12 protein-coding genes and 4 tRNA genes are annotated in these 17,745 nt (G+C 70.9%); 9 read left to right on the top strand and 7 right to left on the bottom strand.

Going from position 1 to position 17,745, the window contains the following annotated elements; genetic code table 11:
* Positions 1–1,939, bottom strand: a 1,939-nt coding sequence (locus AB0N31_RS22400; protein ID WP_366060161.1) for a DEAD/DEAH box helicase, incomplete at its 3' end; no start/stop codon positions are given.
* A gap of 839 nt (positions 1,940–2,778) precedes the next feature.
* Complete coding sequence (locus AB0N31_RS22405) at positions 2,779–3,129, bottom strand: metallopeptidase family protein (RefSeq protein WP_366060162.1); 351 nt, start codon at positions 3,127–3,129, stop codon at positions 2,779–2,781.
* Positions 3,130–3,209: 80 nt separating this feature from the next.
* On the opposite strand from AB0N31_RS22405, the gene AB0N31_RS22410 reads away from it, so the two are divergent.
* From AB0N31_RS22410 to AB0N31_RS22440, 7 genes are all read left to right on the top strand, one after another.
* On the top strand, positions 3,210–4,808 hold the full coding sequence (locus tag AB0N31_RS22410) for a metallophosphoesterase (RefSeq protein WP_366060163.1): 1,599 nt from the start codon (positions 3,210–3,212) through the stop codon (positions 4,806–4,808).
* A gap of 80 nt (positions 4,809–4,888) precedes the next feature.
* Positions 4,889–4,961, top strand: a tRNA-Glu gene (locus AB0N31_RS22415).
* 37 nt (positions 4,962–4,998) lie between these two features.
* Positions 4,999–5,073: transfer RNA gene (locus AB0N31_RS22420), tRNA-Asp, on the top strand.
* A 23-nt stretch (positions 5,074–5,096) separates the two neighbouring features.
* A tRNA-Phe gene (locus AB0N31_RS22425) sits at positions 5,097–5,170 on the top strand.
* A 137-nt stretch (positions 5,171–5,307) separates the two neighbouring features.
* Positions 5,308–9,252, top strand: a complete 3,945-nt coding sequence (gene hrpA, locus AB0N31_RS22430) for an ATP-dependent RNA helicase HrpA (RefSeq protein WP_366060165.1) — start codon at positions 5,308–5,310, stop codon at positions 9,250–9,252.
* A gap of 95 nt (positions 9,253–9,347) precedes the next feature.
* A tRNA-Asp gene (locus tag AB0N31_RS22435) sits at positions 9,348–9,422 on the top strand.
* 336 nt (positions 9,423–9,758) lie between these two features.
* Positions 9,759–9,962, top strand: coding sequence for a DUF6274 family protein (locus AB0N31_RS22440; RefSeq protein WP_366060166.1), 204 nt, complete (start codon positions 9,759–9,761; stop codon positions 9,960–9,962).
* Positions 9,963–10,400: 438 nt separating this feature from the next.
* On the opposite strand, the gene bldC is transcribed toward AB0N31_RS22440, so the two are convergent.
* A complete protein-coding gene (gene bldC, locus AB0N31_RS22445; RefSeq protein WP_003949541.1) occupies positions 10,401–10,607 on the bottom strand; it encodes a developmental transcriptional regulator BldC in 207 nt (68 codons plus the stop codon).
* Positions 10,608–11,154: 547 nt separating this feature from the next.
* Positions 11,155–11,997 (bottom strand): hypothetical protein, encoded by an 843-nt coding sequence (locus AB0N31_RS22450; RefSeq protein WP_366060167.1) that lies wholly within the window; start codon positions 11,995–11,997, stop codon positions 11,155–11,157.
* Positions 11,998–12,218: 221 nt separating this feature from the next.
* Here AB0N31_RS22450 and AB0N31_RS22455 point away from each other — a divergent pair, with 221 nt between their 5' ends.
* Both AB0N31_RS22455 and AB0N31_RS22460 read left to right on the top strand, forming a co-directional pair.
* Positions 12,219–13,322, top strand: a complete 1,104-nt coding sequence (locus AB0N31_RS22455; protein WP_366060168.1) for a Glu/Leu/Phe/Val dehydrogenase dimerization domain-containing protein — start codon at positions 12,219–12,221, stop codon at positions 13,320–13,322.
* A gap of 281 nt (positions 13,323–13,603) precedes the next feature.
* Positions 13,604–13,861 carry a DUF3073 domain-containing protein gene (locus AB0N31_RS22460; protein WP_366060169.1) on the top strand — a complete coding sequence of 86 codons (258 nt, stop codon included), beginning with the start codon at positions 13,604–13,606 and terminating at the stop codon, positions 13,859–13,861.
* Positions 13,862–13,948: 87 nt separating this feature from the next.
* Here the strand turns inward: AB0N31_RS22460 and purM are convergent, their stop codons facing one another.
* The 3 genes from purM to AB0N31_RS22475 all read right to left on the bottom strand — a co-directional run bounded on the left by purM (position 13,949) and on the right by AB0N31_RS22475 (position 17,623).
* Complete coding sequence (purM, locus tag AB0N31_RS22465; protein ID WP_366060170.1) at positions 13,949–15,031, bottom strand: phosphoribosylformylglycinamidine cyclo-ligase; 1,083 nt, start codon at positions 15,029–15,031, stop codon at positions 13,949–13,951.
* Between the two features lie 45 nt (positions 15,032–15,076).
* Positions 15,077–16,603 (bottom strand): amidophosphoribosyltransferase, encoded by a 1,527-nt coding sequence (gene purF / locus AB0N31_RS22470; RefSeq protein ID WP_366060171.1) that lies wholly within the window; start codon positions 16,601–16,603, stop codon positions 15,077–15,079.
* 222 nt (positions 16,604–16,825) lie between these two features.
* A complete protein-coding gene (locus AB0N31_RS22475) occupies positions 16,826–17,623 on the bottom strand; it encodes a sterol carrier family protein (RefSeq protein ID WP_366060172.1) in 798 nt (265 codons plus the stop codon).
* Positions 17,624–17,745: the final 122 nt, after the last annotated feature.

Consider the following 17,745-nt stretch of genomic DNA (forward strand, 5'->3'; position numbering starts at 1 on the left):
CGAAGGAACGGCCACCACGGTCGTCACGGTTGAACGCGGGACGGCCACCACGGTCGTCACGGTTGAACGCGGGACGGCCACCACGGTCGTCACGGTTGAACGCGGGACGGCCGCCACGGTCGTCACGGTCCCGGTTGAAGCCACCCCGGTCGTCACGACGCTCGAAGGAACGGCCACCACGGTCGTCACGGTTGAACGCGGGACGGCCACCACGGTCGTCACGGTTGAACGCGGGACGGCCACCACGGTCGTCACGGTCCCGGTTGAAGCCACCCCGGTCACCGCGGTCGTCCCGCCGCTCACGACGCTCGTACGACGACGAGGTCGCCGGACGCTCCTCGCGGACGGGGCGGTCGGCGTCCCCCGCGACGGGCTGCGCCGGCACGGACACCTCGGTCAGGGCCTCCGACCCGGCCGTCCCGGCGGTCTCGCCGGTCCCGGCCACCGCGGCCTGCGCCTCGGCGATCGCCGTCTCCGGGTCCTCGCCACGCTCGCGGGCCACCCGCGCGACCAGTCGGTCGGCTTCCTCGCGCAGCTCGCTCGCGCGCCGCTGCGCCCGCTCCAGCTCCCGGGTCAGCTCGGCGACCTCGCGCTCGGCCTGCTGTGCGGCGTTGCCCGCCGACTCGGCCTGGACCTCGGTCATCGACCGGGCGCCGGTGATCTCGGCGACCTCCGGCTCGAAGGCCGTACCGCCCTGGATGATGTGACGCCCGGCGTCGACGCCCGCGTCCTCCATCAGGCGGAAGATCTGGCGGCGCTGGTGCGGCAGCGAGAGCGAGACCACGGTGCCGGTGCGGCCGGCGCGGGCCGTGCGGCCGGCGCGGTGCAGGTAGTCCTTGTGGTCGCCGGCCGGGTCCACGTTGAGGACCAGGTCGATGCCGTCGACGTGGATGCCGCGGGCGGCGACGTCGGTCGCGACGAGCGCGTTGACGTAGCCCTTCTTGAAGTCCTCGAGCACGCGGGTACGGGCGCCCTGCGTCATACCGCCGTGCAGCGCGTCGGCCTTCACACCGGAGTCGCAGAGCTGCTCGGCGATGCGGTCGGCGCCCAGCTGGGTGCGGACGAAGATGATGGTGCGGCCCTTGCGGGACGCGATCGCGGCGGTGACCGGCGCCTTGTCCTTGGGCTTCACGATCAGGATGTGGTGCGACATGGTCGTCACGTTGCCCTGGGCGCTGTCGACCTCGTGCGTGACGGGGTTGTTCAGGTAGCGCTTGACCAGCGTGGAGATCTCGTTCTCCATCGTGGCCGAGAACAGCATGCGCTGACCGCCCTGCGGGACCTGGTCGAGCAGCTCGGTGACCTCGGGCAGGAAGCCCAGGTCCGACATCTGGTCGGCCTCGTCGAGGACGGTGACCTCGACGTTCTCCAGGGAGCAGGCGCCGCGGTTGATGATGTCGCGCAGTCGGCCCGGCGTGGCGACGAGGACGTCGACACCGCGCTCGAGGGCGTAGATCTGGTTGCTCATCGACGTACCGCCGCAGACGACCTTCATCTTCAGGCCGAGGACGTCGCCGTACGGCTGGAGCGCGTCGGCGACCTGCATCGCCAGCTCGCGGGTCGGGGTGAGGATGACGGCGCGCGGCTTGCGCTTCTCGGTGTGGCCGCCGGCCAGCGTGGTCAGCGCCGGCAGACCGAAGGAGAGGGTCTTGCCGGAGCCGGTGCGGCCGCGGCCGAGGATGTCCTTGCCGGCCAGGGCGTCCGGGATGGTCGCCGCCTGGATCGGGAAGGGGGAGGTCACGCCGTTCTGGGCGAGCTTGCGCACGACACCCTCGGGCAGCCCCAGGTCCGCGAAGGACGGCTCGGGCGCCTTGTCGGCCTCGACAACCTCGACGACCTCGACGGTCTCCACGGCGTCGACGGTCGCGGGGACCTCGACGGCCTCGACCGCCTCGCTGTTCTCGGACACGACGACGTGATCAGTACGGGAAATGGACATGCGAATGCGAAACCTTCCGGAGTCTCGTCGGCACGCGCCCGTCAACTCCGTGTTCGCATTCGACCGCCTCAATGCGGTCCGTCACGGCAAGGGGAGAGTACGCGCCACACGGCGCGCTCTGCGGTGGCGCCGGGCAAATGGGATCAAACGATCTACCACCATACGCACCCGTACCCCTGAAGGCAAACCGGTCTGCGTAGACGTGGGTCGCGCACCACTGTACGGCATCTACGCCGGCGCCCCGGCCTCCGGCGCCGGTTCCCGCTCGACCAGCTGCGGCACCGGCTCCGCGTCCGCCGACGCGGACGGCTCGGCCACCGTCGGCTCCGGCGACGGCGACGCGGGAGGCTCCGGCGACGGGGGCGGCTCCGGGTCCGCCGAATGCGTCGGCGTCGGCTCGCCCCGCGGCGGCTGCGACGCCCCCGGCCGTTCGCTCCGGCCGGGCCCGGGCCCCGTCGAGGCCGCCGCGCTCCGCCCGGCCGACGGCGGGACCGCGGGGGAACCCGACCGGTCGGGGCCGCCCTTCGTCCCGCCCGCGCCGCCCCCGTGCCCGCCGCCGGCGCCCGCGCCGGACCAGTGCCCGCCGGTCCGGCCGCCGGACCCGCCCCCCGGCGCGTCACCGCCGTGCTCCCCCGCCGAGTGGGAGGGCCGGGCCCGGCCCCCCTCCTCGTCACCCACGCTCATGCAGCCGGCGGCCGCGGCGACGGCCAGCACCGTGACGGCCAGGCGAACGGGTACGTACAAGGGGCGCACGGGGCCACCTCCGGGGGCAGACGCAGGAGTCACACCCCCAACTCCCGCCGCCCGCCGGAAGACACGCGCCTCGCCGCGGCGACGGCTCAGCCGTACCCGAGCGCGTGCAGCCGGGCGTCGTCGATCCCGAAGTGGTGAGCGATCTCGTGCACCACCGTCACCTCGGTCTCCTCGACGACCTCCTCCCGCGTCCCGCACATCCGCAGGGTCGGCCCCCGGTAAACGGTGATCCGGTCCGGCAGCACGCCCGCGTACCACTCGCCGCGTTCCGTCAGCGGGGTCCCCTCGTACAGCCCGAGCAGCTCGGGATCGTCCGCCGGCGGTTCGTCCTCGACGAACACCGCGACGTTGTCCATCAGCCGCGTCAGCTCCGGCGGGATCCGGTCCAGCGCCTCGGCGACCAGTTCCTCGAACTCCTCGCGCGTCATCTCCAGCACGAGGCCCATTCTCCGGCACGACAGCGCCGTACGGCGGGTGCGTCCGCATGTCCGGGCACACACGTGGGCATACGCGACCAATGGCCCGCGTCCGTGTCCCCGCCGCAGCCCTGCGCACCCTGAACCGTCTCCGCACCGCCCGCCGCGGCGACGGCCCCGTCCCCGAACTCGCCGCCCGGCCCCGCCCCTGGGCCCGCGCCCTCGGCCTCACCGCGGTCGTCCTGCTGGGCGCCTGGCTCGGACTGCTGGTCGTCGGGAACGTCCGGGTGCCCGTCGGCCCCATGAACACCACGATGACGCTGCGCCCCGCCCTCGACGGCGGCACGAAGATCAACATCTCCCCGCTCGGCGCCCTCCACCTCGACAGCCACACCGCCCCCGTGCGCCTGGACGTCAACGTCGACCAGCTCGACCCCGACCGTTCCCAGGCCCTGGTCGACCACCCCGAACGCCTCTCCGGGCTCCAGGACGAGGTCACCGAGGACATCGAACGCGGCACCCTCGACCTCGCCGTACGCTCCTGCGTCGCCGTCGTCGCCGGCGCCACCGCGCTCGGCCTCGCCGTCTACCGACGTCCCCGGCGCGCCCTCGCCGCCGGCGGCCTGGCGCTGGCCCTGCTCGCCGCCTCCGGCGTCACCGCCTACGCCACCTGGAACCCCAAGTCGGTCCTCGAACCCCGCTTCTCGGGCCTGCTCTCCTCCGCCCCCTCGGTCGTCGGCAACGCCCGCAGCATCGTCACCGAGTTCGACGTCTACCAGCAGGAACTGGCCCGCCTGGTCACCAACGTGACCAAGCTCTACGACGTCACCTCCACCCTCCCCGCCTACCAGCCCGACCCCACCACCGTGCGCGTCCTGCACGTCTCCGACATCCACCTCAACCCCGCGAGCTGGAAGATCATCGCCTCGCTGGTGCGGCAGTACAAGGTCGACGTGATCGTCGACTCCGGCGACACCATGGACCACGGCACGGCCGCCGAGAACGGCTTCCTCGACCCCGTCGCCGCCCTCGGCGCCCCCTACGTCTGGGTCCGCGGCAACCACGACTCCACGGCCACCCAGGCCTACCTGCGGAACATGAAGAACGCCCACGTCCTGGACGACGGCCGGGCCGTGACCCTCGCGGGGCTGCGCTTCGCCGGCATCGGCGACCCCCAGTTCACCCCCGACCGCTCCACCGTCCCGGGCGCCGAGGGGACCCAGGAGGCGGCGGGCGACCGCCTCGCGCAGGCGCTCCGCGCCCAGCGGGCCGCCGGCACCCCCGTGGACGTGGCCGTCGCCCACGAGCCCTCCGCCGCCCGCCGCACCGACGGCGAGGTCCCGATGGTCCTGGCCGGCCACCTCCACCGTGCCGGGATGGAGATGCTCGACAAGGGCACCCGGCTGCGCGTCGAAGGCTCCACGGGCGGCAGCGGACTGCGTGCCGTCGAGGGCGAGTACCCCGACCCCATCGAGGCGTCGATCCTCTACTTCGACCGCGACTCCCGCCGCCTCCAGGCCTGGGACGAGATCAAACTGGGCGGCCTGGGCCTGACGACGGCCGAGGTCAGCCGCCACCTCCCCAAGGAGAACCAGCCGGGCGCCTCCCCGACGCCCACACCGTCGTCCCCCACCCCCACCCCCACCCCGACCCCGGCTCCCACGACCCCCACGCCGTCCGGCTCCCGACCCCGGCCCTAAACCGTTTTGGCGATACCTCCTGCCATCCCATATGCTTCTCACGTCCCCGACGCGCTGCGAAGCGCCCAGGCGGGCCGATAGCCCTCATCGTCTAGCGGCCTAGGACGCCGCCCTTTCAAGGCGGTAGCACGGGTTCGAATCCCGTTGGGGGCACGCAACACCGTGTGCGACACTGTCGTACACACAGCTTGGTCCTGTGGAGCAGTTTGGAGTGCTCGCCACCCTGTCAAGGTGGAGGCCGCGGGTTCAAATCCCGTCAGGACCGCTGGAGTTCCTCGTGGACTCCGTGGCTGGGTAGCTCAGTTGGTACGAGCGATCGCCTGAAAAGCGATAGGTCGCCGGTTCGACCCCGGCCCCAGCCACCCCATGGAACAGGGCCCCGATCCTCGGATCGGGGCCCTGTTCGTGTGCCTCGCCACAGCTCCGAACGGCCCGTCGGCGCCGCCCCGGCCAAAAGCACTCGCCACGTTTTTCTCCGGGATGAGATCCTGGACCCCGTATGTCTACGCACCCCGCCCCCGCCCTCGGCGTTCTCGCCCCCCGTCTGGCCGAGCTGTCCCTGCGCGACGCGCACCGGCTCGGGCGCAGGCTGGAGGGCGCGCGCAAGATCCGCAAGCCGGAGGCACGGGCCGCCGTCCTCGCCGAGATCGAGGCGGAGGTCGCGTCCGCCGAGGAACGGATGGGCGCGCGGCGGACCCGCCTGCCCGCCGTCACCTATCCCGAGCAGCTGCCGGTCAGCCAGAAGAAGGACGTGATCGCGGAGGCGATCCGCGATCACCAGGTCGTGATCGTCGCCGGTGAGACCGGGTCCGGCAAGACCACGCAGATCCCGAAGATCTGTCTGGAACTGGGGCGCGGCGTCCGCGGCATGATCGGGCACACCCAGCCCCGCCGCATCGCCGCGCGGACGGTGGCCGAGCGGGTCGCCGAGGAGCTGCGGTCGCCGCTCGGGGAGGCCGTCGGCTGGAAGGTGCGGTTCACCGACCAGGTGAACCCGGACGCGACCTTCGTGAAGCTGATGACGGACGGCATCCTGCTCGCCGAGATCCAGACCGACCGCGAGCTGCGCGCCTACGACACGATCATCATCGACGAGGCCCACGAGCGGTCCCTCAACATCGACTTCCTGCTGGGCTACCTCGCCCAGCTGCTGCCGAGGCGCCCGGACCTGAAGGTCGTCATCACCTCGGCCACCATCGACCCCGAGCGGTTCTCCCGGCACTTCGGCGACGCACCGATCGTCGAGGTCAGCGGGCGGACGTATCCGGTCGAGGTGCGCTACCGGCCGCTCCTGGAGGAGGAGTCCGAGGACGCCGACCGCGACCAGATCACCGCGATCTGCGACGCCGTCGAGGAGCTGATGGCGGAGGGGCAGGGCGACATCCTGGTCTTCCTCTCCGGCGAGCGGGAGATCCGGGACACCGCGGACGCGCTGGAGAAGAAGAAGTACCGGTTCACGGAAGTGCTGCCGCTGTACGCCCGGCTCTCGCACGCCGAGCAGCACCGCGTCTTCCAGCGGCACACCGGCCGCAGGATCGTTCTGGCGACCAACGTCGCGGAGACCTCCCTCACCGTCCCGGGCATCAAGTACGTCATCGACCCCGGCTTCGCCCGCATCAGCCGCTACAGCCACCGCACCAAGGTGCAGCGGCTGCCCATCGAGGCGATCTCGCAGGCCAGCGCCAACCAGCGCAAGGGCCGCTGCGGCCGTACGTCCGACGGCATCTGCATCCGGCTGTACAGCGAGGACGACTTCCTCGCCCGCCCGGAGTTCACCGACGCCGAGATCCTGCGCACGAACCTCGCCTCCGTCATCCTCCAGATGACCGCGGCCGGGCTCGGCGACATCGAGAAGTTCCCGTTCATCGACCCGCCGGACCACCGCAACATCCGCGACGGCGTGCAGCTCCTCCAGGAGCTGGGCGCGCTCGACCCGGCGCAGAAGGATCCCCGCAAGCGGCTCACCGAGACCGGCCGCAAGCTGGCCCAGCTGCCCGTCGACCCGCGGCTGGCCCGGATGGTCCTGGAGGCCGACAAGAACGGCTGTGCCCGCGAGGTCATGGTGATAGCCGCCGCGCTGTCCATCCAGGACCCGCGCGAGCGCCCGGCCGACAAGCAGACCCAGGCCGACCAGCAGCACGCCCGCTTCAAGGACGAGACCAGCGACTTCCTCGCCTACCTCAACCTGTGGCGGTACGTCCGCGAGCAGCAGAAGGAGCGGGGTTCGTCGTCCTTCCGCCGGATGTGCAAGCAGGAGTACCTGAACTTCCTGCGCATCCGTGAATGGCAGGACATCTACACGCAGCTGCGGACCGTCGCCAAGCAGATGGGCATCCACCTCGACGAGCGGGACGCCGCGGGCGACAGCATCCACGTCTCGCTCCTCGCCGGCCTGCTGTCCCACATCGGGATGAAGGACGTCAAGGACGGCAACAAGAACGAGTACCTGGGCGCCCGGAGCGCCAAGTTCGCGATCTTCCCCGGCTCGGCCCTGTTCAAGAAGCAGCCCCGATTCGTCATGTCGGCGGAGCTGGTGGAGACGAGCCGGCTCTGGGCGCGCGTCAACGCCAAGATCGAGCCCGAGTGGGTCGAGCCGCTCGCCGGACACCTCCTGAAGCGGACGTACAGCGAGCCGCACTGGGAGAAGGACCAGGCCGCGGTGATGGCGCTGGAGAAGGTCACGCTGTACGGCGTGCCGATCGTCGCCCAGCGGAAGGTGAACTACGGGCGGATCGACCCGGAGGTCTCCCGGGAGCTGTTCATCCGCAACGCGCTCGTCGAGGGCGACTGGCGCACGCACCACAAGTTCTTCGCCGACAACCGCAGACTCCTCAGCGAGGTCGAGGAGTTGGAGCACCGGGCCCGGCGCCGGGACATCGTCGTCGACGACGAGACGCTCTACGACTTCTACGACCGGCGGGTGCCCGACCACGTCGTGTCCGGCGCCCACTTCGACTCCTGGTGGAAGCACAAGCGGCACGAACAGCCCGACTTCCTGGACTTCGAGCGGGAGATGCTCATCCGGGAGTCGGCGGAGGCGGTCACCAAGGCCGACTATCCGGACTCCTGGCGGCAGGGCCCGCTGAAGTTCCGGGTCACCTACCAGTTCGAGCCGGGCGCGGACGCGGACGGCGTGACCGTCCACATCCCGCTCCAGGTCCTCAACCAGGTCACGGACGAGGGCTTCGACTGGCAGATCCCGGGCCTGCGCGAGGAGGTCGTCACCGAGCTGATCCGCTCCCTGCCCAAGCCGATCCGGCGCCACTACGTGCCGGCGCCGAACTTCGCGCGGCGGTTCCTGGACCAGGCGGTGCCGCTCCAGGAACCGCTGACCGTGGCGATGGCCCGCGACCTCAAGCGGATGGTCGGCGTCCCCTTCGAGGCCGAGGACTTCGACTGGTCCCGCCTCCCCGACCACTTGAAGATCACCTTCCGGATCGTCGACGAGCGGCGCCGCAAGCTGGCCGAGGACAAGGACCTGGAGGCGCTGAAGCTGCGGCTGAGGCCCAAGGCCCGTCAGGCCATCTCGCAGGCCGCCGCGGCCACCGCCGAGCGGCAGGGCGGCGAGTCCCTGGAGCGCTCCGGCCTGACCGACTGGAGCATCGGCACGCTGACCCGCGTCTTCGAGACCCGTCGGGCCGGCCAGCCGGTGAAGGCGTACCCGGCGCTGGTCGACGACGGCGACACCGTCTCCGTACGCCTCTTCGACACGGAGGAGGAGCAGGCGGAGGCGATGTGGAAGGGCACCCGCCAGCTGATCCTGCGCAACATCCCGGTCAACCCGGCGAGGTTCGCCTCCGAGAAGCTGACGAACGCCCAGAAGCTCGCGCTGTCCGCGAATCCGCACGGCTCCGTCCAGGCCCTGTTCGACGACTGCGCGATGGCCGCGGCGGACAAGCTGATCGGCGACTTCGGCGGGCCGGCCTGGGACGAGGAGTCGTACCGCAAGCTGTACGAGAAGGTGCGCGCCGAGATCGTCGACACGACCGTGCGGACGGTCGGACAGGTACAGCAGGTCCTGGCGGCCTGGCAGGCCTGTGAGCGCCGCCTGAAGGGCGTACGCAGCCCTTCCCTGCTGGCCAACCTGACCGACGTGCGCAAGCAGCTGGACGCGCTCGTACGGCCCGGCTTCGTGACGCAGGCGGGACTGCGCCGGATGCCGGACCTGATGCGCTACCTCGTGGCCGCGGACCGGCGCCTCCAGCAGATGCCGACCAACGTCCAGCGGGACACCACCCGCATGGAGAAGGTCCACGAGATGCAGGACGAGTACGCCTGGCTGCTGGAACAGCTGCCCCCCGGCCACCCCGTCCCGTCCTCGGTGCTGGACATCCGCTGGATGATCGAGGAGCTGCGGGTCAGCTACTTCGCCCACGCGCTGGGCACGGCGTACCCCGTCTCCGACAAGCGGATCGTGAAGGCGATCGACGCTGCCGCACCGTGACGGACCCCGCACGGAGAGTGAGTTCGACCAGGCGGGCCCCGCTCCTGTAGAGTCTCGTTTCGCAGCACAGCGCAACACCAAGTGCCGCAAAACCTGGTCCTGTGGAGCAGTTTGGAGTGCTCGCCACCCTGTCAAGGTGGAGGCCGCGGGTTCAAATCCCGTCAGGACCGCACAGATCGAAGAAGGCCCGCACCCTCAGGTGCGGGCCTTCTTCGTGTCCTCCGCCCACTCCCCTCCACCGGCACGGAGGCCGCGCCCGGGGCGGAGCCGCCGACGGGTACGGCACATCCCGTCGGGACCACACGGTTCGATGGAAGGCCCACACCCCGGGTGCGGGCCTTCTCCGCGTTCCCCGCCCGCTCACCCCGCCCGTCGGCGCGGAGGCCGCGCCCGCGGGGACCCCGGCCCCGGCCGGGCGCCCCCGCGCGGCCTTGACGGCGTCACATTCGGCCGGTACTCCAGAAGTTCAGGGCCGCGCTTCCCGCGGGCTCCACTGGAGGTGGCGTATGGCGACACCGGCCGGGCACGCGACGCGGGCGCTGCTCCGCGCGCACCTGTCGGCCGCGTCGTCCTACCGGCACCTGACCCGCCGCTGCCCCGTCTGTCACCGCCTCCAGCGGCTGGTGATGGACGGCGCGCCGCCGACCGCGGAGGAGTCCCCGGAAGCGCGGCGGGCGGCCGGCGAGGGCGAACAGCCCTGCACAGCCTGATGTTTGACGCTTGCACTAGCGCACCCGAGACGGCGGCAACAAGGCCAGTGGCATGTGACGGGTGTCACCGCATGAGTTTCGGGAAGGTGGGTTCTTACCCGCTTCCTACAACTCTTCAATTTAATATGTGCAATTGCACCACTCCGGAGGACACCTCCGCAGATCCCCCCACGGGTCCCCCCAAGGGTTCCCACAGTCGATCCGGCAGCCCTCCACAGGGCGCCCCGGACTTCGACAAGGTCGCTCACAGAACGCTCCGGTAGGCACGTCCAGGGCACAAAAAAGATCGCGCTGGACTCGGCGGAGTCCAGCGCGATCGACGACGCACCGTGTGGGCTACGGGCCTGTTGGGGCAGGACCCGCGTCGCTTGGAGCAAGGATGCGGACAACTCGGCAGATTGGGGGACCTGCGGTGTTGTTGCCCGGTACTTCAGTTGCTCAGGCCTCGCTGCGCTGCTGCGGAATACCCGCGAGCAGTGCGCGAACCTCAGCCTCGCGGTAACGGCGATGTCCGCCGAGCGTGCGGATCGACGTGAGCTTGCCGGCCTTCGCCCACCGCGTGACCGTCTTAGGGTCCACGCGGAACATGGTGGCAACCTCAGCCGGGGTCAGCAGCGGCTCAGCATCAGGGGTGCGAGCGGTCATGAGCGGCCTCCTCGGGAGAACCGAACCTTCTCGGTTCTTTCCTCTAAATTCTGCACCTTGACCCGCGTTGCCCGAAATGGCGGACGCGAGTCGAGTCGGTTATAGGACGAACGGCTTGTCCTCGGCACTACAACTACACCATCCGTCCAGCCGCGTCGGCCAAACCGATGGAATTGCCCCCCAGGTGTTCATCGGCGACGGAAGCCGATGGACCGTGCCATAGCGGACAGTCACGCCAGTGTGACGATCAGTCACACGACGATCAGGAGTCACCAGACCCCCCAAAGCGTGCAATGCTGAGATTCCCCCCACGGTGGAGCACAAGTGGACGGACGGAGCCCTCCCCGGACTCCTTGTCCTATTTTGGCACGAGGAGGGGCAACCGGCGCAAGGGCCGTGTACGTGCGGTCCGTCACCCTTGCGACAAAAGACCGGATCGGGACCTACGTCCCGTCAGTTCCGTGAAGTGCGGCTGACCGTACGCTGTTCGAGGGCATATGACCGTGACGCAGGTCACGGTGGCGCCTCTGTCGCCCCTGTCGCGCCGTCAGTTCGCCGAGCGCCGGTCCCGCACCGACCGCCAGCGTTCCGCGAGCCGGGTGTACGCCTCGCCCGCCGCGGGGCCGTCCCCGCGCCGCAGGGCCGCGATGCCGGCGGCCACGTCGGCCGCCGAGTGGTCGTCCTCCAGATCACCGGCCGGCAGGGCGTGGACGAGTCCGCCGTAGTCCAGTTCCACCAGCGAACGAGGGTGGAACTCCTCCAGCCAGCGGCCCACGTCCACCAGGCCGTCGATGAGCGGCCCCTCGTCCATGGCGTCCCTGAGCGCGCGCAGGCCCCGCGCCACCCGGCGGCGGGCCTGCACCATCGGCGTGCGGTAGCGCAGTACCGGGGCCTGCTCGGCGGTCCCCTTGTCGTACTCGCGCTCCTCGTCGGAGAGAAGCACGAACCAGTGCAGCGGGATCTGCCAGGTCGCCGTGCGGATCCAGGGGCGGGCGTCGGGGTTGCGGCCCAGCCAGCGCTCGTAGTCCTGGGCGGCCTGGAGGCGGACCAGGGGCGGCAGGACCGCGTCCAGGACCGGACCGGGCAGTTCGCCGCCCAGCTCCTCCAGGGCCTGCCAGCCGCGCAGCCGGGTCCGCCAGGGGCACACGCACACGACCCCGTCCACGTCGGTCACGAACGCGTCGCCGCTCTCGTGCACCGGGACCGCGACCGGCGGGGTGGGCAGCAGGTCGGCCAGCGAGCGGCGCAGCTCGTCCTGGTAGGTGGGCAGGTCGGGGCGGCGGGCATAGCGCGCCCAGTGGCTGCGCTCCGGCTCCGGGAAGGCTGCCAGGGGCTCGTACACACGCAGATAGGCGGCGTACGGGACGATCACCGAGGACACCTGGGGCACGCCTGCTCCCTCCCCTGTGGACCGGCCGGGAAACCTTCCGCGGCCCCTGGCGAGAAGGCCGGAAAACATGCAAATCGTCGCACGGCCGTACTCCGCGAGGGGGTGATCCGCACCACGGAGCGTGCGGCGGGCGGCGCAGGCTCTACGCTCATCCCACGGGCCCCGCCACCCGTACGGGAGCCCCCGTCCCGCCCGCCGCTAGTTACCCAGGAGTCACCACCGTGACCGACGTATCCGGCGTCCCTGATCATGTGCTGCACACCCTGTTCCGCTCGGACCAGGGTGGTCATGAGCAAGTCGTGCTCTGCCAGGACCGCGCCAGCGGTCTGAAGGCCGTCATCGCCCTCCACTCCACCGCCCTGGGCCCCGCCCTCGGCGGCACGCGCTTCTACCCGTACGCGTCCGAGGAGGAGGCCGTCGCCGACGCGCTGAACCTCGCGCGCGGGATGTCGTACAAGAACGCCATGGCCGGGCTGGACCACGGCGGCGGCAAGGCCGTGATCATCGGCGACCCCGACACGATCAAGACCGAACAGCTGCTGCTCGCGTACGGCCGTTTCGTGGCCTCTCTCGGTGGGCGGTACGTGACCGCCTGCGACGTCGGCACCTACGTCGCCGACATGGACGTCGTGGCGCGCGAGTGCCGCTGGACGACCGGGCGCTCCCCGGAGAACGGCGGCGCGGGCGACTCGTCGGTGCTGACCGCCTTCGGCGTCTACCAGGGCATGCGGGCCAGCGCCCAGCACCTGTGGGGCGACCCCTCGTTGCGCGACCGCAAGGTCGGCATCGCGGGCGTCGGCAAGGTCGGCCACCACCTGGTGGAACACCTGCGGAAAGAAGGCGCCGAGGTCGTCGTCACGGACGTGCGCGAGGACGCCGTACGCCGGATCCTCGACCGGCACCCCGAGGGCGTGACGGCGGTCGCGGACACCGAGGCGCTGATCCGGGTCGAGGGCCTCGACATCTATGCCCCCTGCGCGCTGGGCGGAGCGCTGAACGACGAGTCCGTGCCGGCGCTGACCGCGCGGATCGTGTGCGGAGCGGCCAACAACCAGCTCGCCCACCCGGGCGTGGAGAAGGACCTCGCCGACCGCGGGATCCTCTACGCGCCGGACTACGTGGTGAACGCCGGCGGGGTCATCCAGGTCGCCGACGAGCTGCACGGGTTCGCCTTCGAGCGGTGCAGGGCGAAGGCCGCGAAGATCTTCGACACCACGCTCGCCATCTTCGCACGTGCGAAGACGGACGGGATTCCGCCGGCCGCGGCGGCCGACCGGATCGCCGAACAGCGCATGCACGAGGCGGCTCAGGCGCGCGGTTGGTGAGCACGCTCCGGTACCCGCCGGGGGAAAGTTCGAGAGAACTCTCACTCTTCCCGGCGGGTCGCCCGCCGATAAGTGGTTAAAATCGCCACTGACCAGCGAGGACAGGGCGCCTCGAAGGTTCTGTGCACACGCGCGTGCTACGGGCGACGTACCGTATGGGTTCGGGCTCAGGTACCGTGGAAGCCCTACGGACCGGCCTCTCCGCGGAGAGTCCGTTCCGGACCATGAACGCGTGTCAAGACTCTGGGGCCGTCGAGCCCCGTCGTTGAGGGGGTCGAGCCATGGGGCGCGGCCGGGCCAAGGCCAAGCAAGCGAAGGTCGCCCGCCAGCTGAAGTACAACAGCGGCGGGACGGATCTCTCACGCCTGGCCGAAGAGCTGGGCGCATCGCCATCGAACATTCCGCCGAACGGTCAACCGTTCGAGGACGATGACGATGGGCAGGACGACGACCCGTACGCACGGTACGCCGAGCTGTACGGGGGCGACGACGACGACGAGGACGAGGACTCCTCGCACCAACACCGTCGCGGCGCTTGACCTTGCTTCGAGCACTCACCCGGTCGGTGACTTCGGTCACCGACCGGGTCTTGTGCTGCGCACAGGGTCCCGGCCCGCGTAGGCGCTTCAGCCCGCGTAGTCCCCGACCAGGGCCGCACCGCTCGTGTGCTCCCCGCGGTCGGTGATCTCGCCGGCGACCCACGCCTCGACCCCGCGGTCGGCCAGCGTGGTCAGCGCCACGTCCGCCGACTCCTCCGGGACGACGGCGATCATGCCGACGCCCATGTTCAGGGTCTTCTCCAGCTCCAGGCGCTCGACCCGTCCGGTCCGGCCGACGAGGTCGAAGACCGGGGCCGGGGTCCACGTGGAGCGGTCCACGATCGCGTGCAGTCCGTCGGGGATGACCCGGGCCAGGTTGGCCGCGAGTCCGCCGCCGGTCACGTGCGAGAAGGCGTGGACGTCCGTCGTGCGGGTGAGGGCCAGGCAGTCCAGCGAGTAGATCTTGGTCGGTTCCAGCAGCTCCTCGCCGAGGGTGCGGCCCAGTTCCTCGACGCGCGCGTCCAGGGAGAGGCCGGCCTGGTCCAGCAGGACGTGACGGACCAGCGAGTACCCGTTGGAGTGAAGGCCGGAGGCCGCCATGGCGATCACCGCGTCGCCCGTGCGGATGCGGTCGGGGCCCAGCAGCCGGTCGGCCTCCACGACGCCCGTACCGGCACCGGCGACGTCGAAGTCGTCCGGGCCGAGCAGACCCGGGTGCTCGGCCGTCTCGCCGCCGACCAGGGCGCAGCCGGCCAGGACACAGCCTTCGGCGATGCCCTTGACGATGGCGGCGACCCGCTCGGGGTGGACCTTGCCGACACAGATGTAGTCGGTCATGAACAGCGGCTCGGCGCCGCACACCACGATGTCGTCCATGACCATGGCGACCAGGTCGTGGCCGATGGTGTCGTAGACGCCCATCCGGCGGGCGACGTCGACCTTGGTGCCGACGCCGTCGGTGGCGGAGGCCAGCAGGGGGCGCTCGTAGTTCTTGAGGGCGGAGGCGTCGAAGAGACCGGCGAAACCGCCGAGGCCGCCGAGGACCTCGGGGCGCTGGGTCTTCTTCACCCACTCCTTCATGAGTTCCACGGCGCGGTCGCCCGCTTCGATGTCGACACCCGCTGTTTTGTAAGACGCCGCTGCGTAGCTGGCACCAGTTGTCTCAGACATGGAGGTGAGAACTTTCGTGTCGTACGGCAGGTATGACGGGACCGTCTACGGGCGGCGGATCGCGTCGGCGGCGGCCGTCGCGGCCGGGCCGGCGGCCAGCTCCGTCTCCAGGAGCTGCTTGCCGAGCAGCTCGGGGTCGGGCAGATCCATCGGGTACTCGCCGTCGAAGCAGGCGCGGCAGAGGTTCGGCTTGGCGATGGTGGTCGCCTCGATCATGCCGTCGATGGAGATGTAGGCCAGGGAGTCGGCGCCCAGCGAGGTGCCGATCTCGTCGATCGACATGCCGTTGGCGATCAGCTCGGCCCGGGTGGCGAAGTCGATGCCGAAGAAGCAGGGCCACTTCACGGGCGGCGAGGAGATCCGGATGTGGACCTCGGCGGCGCCGGCCTCGCGCAGCATGCGGACCAGGGCCCGCTGGGTGTTGCCGCGCACGATCGAGTCGTCGACGACGACCAGGCGCTTGCCCTTGATGACTTCCTTGAGCGGGTTCAGCTTCAGGCGGATGCCGAGCTGCCGGATGGTCTGCGAGGGCTGGATGAAGGTCCGGCCCACGTAGGCGTTCTTGACCAGGCCGGCGCCGAAGGGGATGCCGGAGGCCTCCGCGTAGCCGATGGCCGCCGGGGTGCCGGACTCCGGGGTCGCTATGACCAGATCGGCGTCGGCCGGGGCTTCCTCGGCGAGTTTCCGGCCCATCTCCACGCGGGAGAGGTAGACGTTCCGGCCGGCGATGTCGGTGTCCGGACGGGCCAGGTAGACGTACTCGAAGACACAGCCCTTGGGCTTCGCTTCCGCGAATCGGGAGGTGCGCAGGCCGTTCTCGTCGATGGCGACGAACTCGCCCGGCTCGATCTCGCGGACGTACGCGGCGCCGCAGATGTCGAGGGCGGCGGACTCGGAGGCCACGACCCAGCCGCGCTCCAGCCGGCCGAGGACCAGCGGGCGGATGCCCTGCGGGTCGCGGGCGGCGTAGAGCGTGTGCTCGTCCATGAAGACGAGGGAGAAGGCACCGCGGACCTGCGGGAGGACGGTGTGGGCCGCCTCCTCGATGGTCAGGGGCTTGCCGTCCTCGTCGACCTGGGCCGCGAGGAGCGCGGTGAGCAGGTCGGTGTCGTTGGTCGCCGCGACGCGCGGGGAGCGGCCCTCCTGCTTGGGCAGGTCGGCGACCATCTCGGCGAGCTGGGCGGTGTTGACGAGGTTTCCGTTGTGCCCGAGCGCGATGGAACCGTGCGCGGTGGCACGGAACGTCGGCTGGGCGTTCTCCCACACGGAGGCGCCGGTGGTCGAGTAGCGGGCGTGTCCGACCGCGATGTGACCCTGGAGCGATCCGAGCGAGGTTTCGTCGAAGACCTGGGAGACCAGACCCATGTCCTTGAAGACGAGGATCTGGGAGCCGTTGCTGACCGCGATTCCCGCGGATTCCTGGCCTCGATGCTGGAGGGCGTAGAGCCCGAAGTAAGTGAGCTTGGCGACCTCTTCACCGGGAGCCCAGACCCCGAAGACGCCGCAAGCGTCCTGGGGGCCCTTCTCGCCGGGGAGCAGATCATGACTGAGTCGACCGTCACCACGTGGCACGTCATCGAGTGTAGGCGAGGTCGACCACTGGTCCGAATTGGGGATACCCGCCGGTAACTCGATCTTGAGCCCTCGAAGGCCACCTCGATTCTCTCATCCATGCAGCTCAGAGGCTGTTTTCGATGATCGAATCGCCGGACGGGCGCGCCGCGTCGGCCGCCGTCCGGCGGCCGGCTCCGCGGGCATGAGTGAGGTGTCGCACACCCTGGGCCATCCGCCGGATCAGGACACGAGCGGCAGCAGCTCCGCGAGGTCCGCCCGCTCCCCGCTCGCGGCGACCCTCGCCTCCTCGACGGCCGCCTTCCAGGTCAGCCGACCGCAGGCCAGCCGCACCCAGGTCAGCGGGTCGGTCTCCACCACGTTGGGCGGGGTGCCACGGGTGTGCCGGGGCCCCTCGACGCACTGCACGACGGCGTACGGCGGGATCCGCACCTCGGTCGCCCCGCCGGGCGCCCGGACGGCCAGGGCGTCGGCCAGCAGCCGGGTGGCGGCGGCGAGGGCCTGGCGGTCGTGGGGGACGTCCAGGCCGGGGACGGCCGCGTTCAGGTCGTCGGTGTGGACGACGAGTTCGACGGTGCGGGTGACCAGGTAGTCGGCCAGGGGCAGCGCGCCCGCGTTCGTCTCCAGCACCCGGGAGCCGGGATGGGCGTCGAGCCGCTCGACGAGATCCCGCTCCGCGGCCGTGAGGTAGGCGTGCAGGTCCGGGTGGTCCGCGGACAGCCGCCGTGTGAGGGCGTCGACGGCCGGGGCGCTCACGGACGTCGCGAACGGCCAGTCGAGCAGGGTGGCGTCCGGTTTCGCCGGCTCCGGCAGGTCGAGCGACCGCCCCACCGCCGTGACGGCCATCCCGATGTGCGCGACCAGCTCCCGCACGGTCCACTCCCCCAGCCGTGTCGGCAGCGCGAGCTGCTCCGGGGTCAGTGTGGCGACGGCCTGCCGCACATGGCCGAGCTGGGCCAGCACCGCGGCACGGGTCCTGACGGGGTCATAGGTCCTGGTGCGCTTCTTGGCCGGAGGCATGGCGGAAAGCCTATTGCGTGCCGGCCCGGGGCCGCCGTCCTCCGGGGACGGCACCCGCGCGGACGGTACGTACGCACACGGGCCGGCCGGTCGCGCCGGGCACCGCCGTGAGCGTCCGCGAG

It is taken from the genome of Streptomyces sp. NPDC051051 (assembly GCF_040682975.1).
Classification (GTDB): domain Bacteria; phylum Actinomycetota; class Actinomycetes; order Streptomycetales; family Streptomycetaceae; genus Streptomyces.

Excerpts from the sequence above, each read along its gene's own strand:
- AB0N31_RS22410 (WP_366060163.1), top strand. The coding sequence starts at position 3,210 with ATGGCCCGCGTCCGTGTCCCCGCCGCAGCCCTGCGCACCCTGAACCGT.
- hrpA (WP_366060165.1), top strand. The coding sequence starts at position 5,308 with ATGTCTACGCACCCCGCCCCCGCCCTCGGCGTTCTCGCCCCCCGTCTG.
- AB0N31_RS22440 (WP_366060166.1), top strand. The coding sequence starts at position 9,759 with ATGGCGACACCGGCCGGGCACGCGACGCGGGCGCTGCTCCGCGCGCAC.
- bldC (WP_003949541.1), bottom strand. The coding sequence starts at position 10,607 with ATGACCGCTCGCACCCCTGATGCTGAGCCGCTGCTGACCCCGGCTGAG.
- AB0N31_RS22460 (WP_366060169.1), top strand. The coding sequence starts at position 13,604 with ATGGGGCGCGGCCGGGCCAAGGCCAAGCAAGCGAAGGTCGCCCGCCAG.
- purM (WP_366060170.1), bottom strand. The coding sequence starts at position 15,031 with ATGTCTGAGACAACTGGTGCCAGCTACGCAGCGGCGTCTTACAAAACA.
- AB0N31_RS22475 (WP_366060172.1), bottom strand. The coding sequence starts at position 17,623 with ATGCCTCCGGCCAAGAAGCGCACCAGGACCTATGACCCCGTCAGGACC.